This window comes from Pseudomonas sp. O39 (assembly GCF_045447295.1).
GTDB classification, from domain to species: Bacteria; Pseudomonadota; Gammaproteobacteria; order Pseudomonadales; family Pseudomonadaceae; genus Aquipseudomonas; species Aquipseudomonas antarctica_A.
In genome coordinates this window covers 1-3,158 of sequence record NZ_JBJGXV010000049.1, presented here as the reverse complement: position 1 = coordinate 3,158, position 3,158 = coordinate 1, and the positions used below count along the sequence as shown (strand labels likewise).

2 protein-coding genes are annotated in these 3,158 nt (G+C 53.9%); both read right to left on the bottom strand.

The genetic code is table 11. The features are described from left to right. Window positions 1-580: 580 nt before the first annotated feature. Window positions 581-934: a Tn3 family transposase post-transcriptional regulator TnpC gene (tnpC, locus tag ACI77D_RS29160; RefSeq protein ID WP_407018081.1), complete on the bottom strand. Its 354-nt coding sequence runs from the start codon at window positions 932-934 to the stop codon at window positions 581-583. After that, window positions 934-3,158, bottom strand: a 2,225-nt coding sequence (locus ACI77D_RS29155; protein WP_407018080.1) for a Tn3 family transposase, incomplete at its 5' end; no start/stop codon positions are given. The genes tnpC and ACI77D_RS29155, both read right to left, overlap by 1 nt.

Below are 3,158 nucleotides of genomic sequence, written 5' to 3'. Positions count from 1 at the left end.
CGGCAATCAAACGAGTTAGTGCGTCGCAACGCAAAGGTAGCCAAAACGAGCTCGCCCTGCCCAAACGAATCGCCAGGCCAAACTGCTTGTCGTGCCGACTGTCAGGACCTTCACGTATGGCACCGACTTGAGCATGATGCGCAGTGTCTCTGCATGTATGCCTTCCCTCATGCCGGCCCCACGCTGGATGGCCCCCCGAGGGCAGCCGCGTCCGCCAGGAACCTCTCGACGTCTGTGATTAACAATGCTTTGGCGTAGACCAGACCACTCATCCACACACTCAGGCATTTGACACTGCCACGTTGCTGCGACGCGATCTTGTCCAGGTGATCGAATAATTCCTCGATCAGTGTTACGGTTGGTAGGGACAGAGCCTCAGTGCGTACAGCCACGACAATGCGCCCGGCCAAATCCGCGTAATACGGTGATACGTTGCGCAAGCACTCCATTCGCAAGCGATAAGGGTTCGTAATGGTTAACGGCATCGTAGTTTTTCCTATTCAGATACACCAAAAACAGCCAAGCTTTGGGCCCGCCAGATCAAGAGGGTTTGCGAGGGCAGTTGTTCAGTACGCGCGATTCAGTCAGGAGCAAGGGCGGCTAAAGACGACAAGAGTTCAGAGCCAGCCTGTAAGCAAGAACGTAAAGTAGAAATATCCTCTTGAAGGCTCATAGCCTCTTCCCAAATGCTGTCGACATCGCTAGTAGCTACAGTAAGGGGGGAACATTCCAATAAGGTCATGGCCATATCATGTAGACGTAAGAAGTCGTCCCGAATGTTGTCGACACCTCCTATTTCAGCAAGGCAGGCATCCAATTGGTCGACCACATTAAGTAATTGAGCGATTTCAAAGTTCTGGCGCAGGGAATCGAGTGCTTTGGCATCGACTTCCCCGTAGGGTGTCACTCGAAACGAAGCTGGGGGGATGTGCATCAGTTCGTCTTCTCAACTTTGTTATTGGGTACCTGTTGGCCACGAATTGAGCCCGCTGCCTGTTGGAAAATGGAATCCTTGATCCAGGGTTCCGGTGGACGCTTAAGTTTCAGGTTGAATTCCCCAAAGCGTTTGACGTTGCTGGTCAGGTAGGGACTGAGAAACGATACGTCCTCATCGGTAAACTGCCAGCCGTCACGGGCGAGCTTTTGCAGAATACGCATCATGTCGACGGTATTCTGCAAAATCACCGAGGAAGCGATCATGTCGTTGTAGCGCAGGCGCTTCTGTTGCTCGTCCGGATCGTTCTCGGCGATGATATCGCCGCCGAAGGACAGCCACTTCGAGAAGCCGTTGTAGGACTCAATCTTGTTGGTATTGGCTGTTACTTCTCGGCGCAACTCACGGTTGCCAATCCATTTGAGCAGGAAAATTGTCCGGATCACACATCCCAACTCTTGCGCGGCATGGTAGAGCTTGTTGCGCCGACTGTAAGAACCGAGTTTACGCAGTAGCATTGGCGAGGAAATTTTGCCGGCCTGAATCGACAGCGCCACCTGCATCAGATCCTGCCAATGGGTCTCTATCTGGCTCCAGTTGACGGTGTCAGTGAAGAGGCTGTTGATGTGCTTGTACTTGGCCGAACGATCGGGCCGATACATGACCAAGTTGCGCCAGTTGCGGATGCGCGGCATCAGGTTGATGCCCAGCAAATGGGTGAATGCGAAGACTGTGGCGGACTGGCCTTGAGTGTCTGAATAGACCGTATCGACTTCAACGCTATGATCCGCTTTCAACAGACCCTCAATGACATAGATAGCCTCCCAGATGCCTGGTGGGATGAAGTGCTGAAAGACTGCGATGTAGTTATTTGCCACGTGCCGGTACGCGACTGCGCCCATCTTGCGGTAACGGAAGTGGTATCCTGCGAGCAAGTTTTCATCATAGAAGTCGAATTGAGTCCCGTCGGCCGCGACCGCCTTACCGTCACCCCAGAGTTTGGGCAGATCGAGTTGGAGGTAAAGCTCGACCAACTCCCGATTGGCCTTATCCAACTTGTCAAGCGGCAGGTGCCGACGATTGGTGTAAGACAGCATATGTGGGGTCACGTTACCTGCCAGATGGCGAGCGGCCTGATTCGGCCCCAAGTTGCAGCCCATGGCGAAGATTGTCATCAGGTAGCGCTCAGCCGGCTCCTTGAGCTTAGGATCACTACCGGACATCGGCCCGAAATGCCGAGTGAACTGAATCCAGTGCTCAATGTTGGCCATGATGTCAAGCACATGTCTGGCTGGCATACGCTGGGTGATAGCCGTTTGTAGCGAGATCGCTGAAGGCGGGATGTCACGTGCGACGACACGGCGCAACACCGGTTCTCCTGCCTCATTAATCGACACATCGCCGCGGCAATTGGGAAATTTGTCATCCAACTGCTGAGCAGTACTCTCAAGTTGTTCCTTCAAGCTGGCGACAAACTCTTTAGCCGTACTCGACAGGCCGACCTTTTCGCAGTACTCCGGCAGACGGGCCAAACACTCATCCCAAGGCAGTAACTGTTTGCGGTAGTCAGCAAACGACTCCGAGCCCAGAACACAGATATCCCCAGAGCGAAGTTCGTTGGCTAGATGGGAAAACACACAGACTTCTAGGAAGCGCCGGTTGGTCGGTGGCCCTTCGCTGGGGGAACGCCGAACAATTTTGAGCCAGCGATCCGAGGCGAACGATAAGTCCACATGCTCATCGATCCATTCCCTATGCAGGTTCTCGTTCTCCTGGACCATCTGCAGAGCCTCGATAAGCGAGCGATCTTGAGTTGTTGGCTCCAGTTGCAGCAGGTGGCTCAGGCGGAACAGCAATGAACGATGGGACTTGAAGTGCTTCCAGAGTAGCGGGAGATAGTTACTGCCGCCCGTGGCCTGGACTTCGGCGCAGGCCTCGCGAAGCCGGTCAATATTTCCTTCAGGTGAGAGGTACTCTCGGATCAAGCTTCCGGCTTCCTGGTTGTCCGGCTCCTGCGCCAGAATCTCAAGTACTCCTCCTAACGTTCCCACCAGTAGCTCCAGTTTCTTGCGTTGGCGAACCTGAATCTGCTCCAACTCATCTTTGGCTCGCTTGTGGATAGTAGCGATTCGTTTGATGAACATCTCAGCAAGGTGATCACGTGCTCGTACACGCATGAGGTAGATCAGAGCCAGCATCAGGGTGTAGCGCTTTGGAAGCGAAC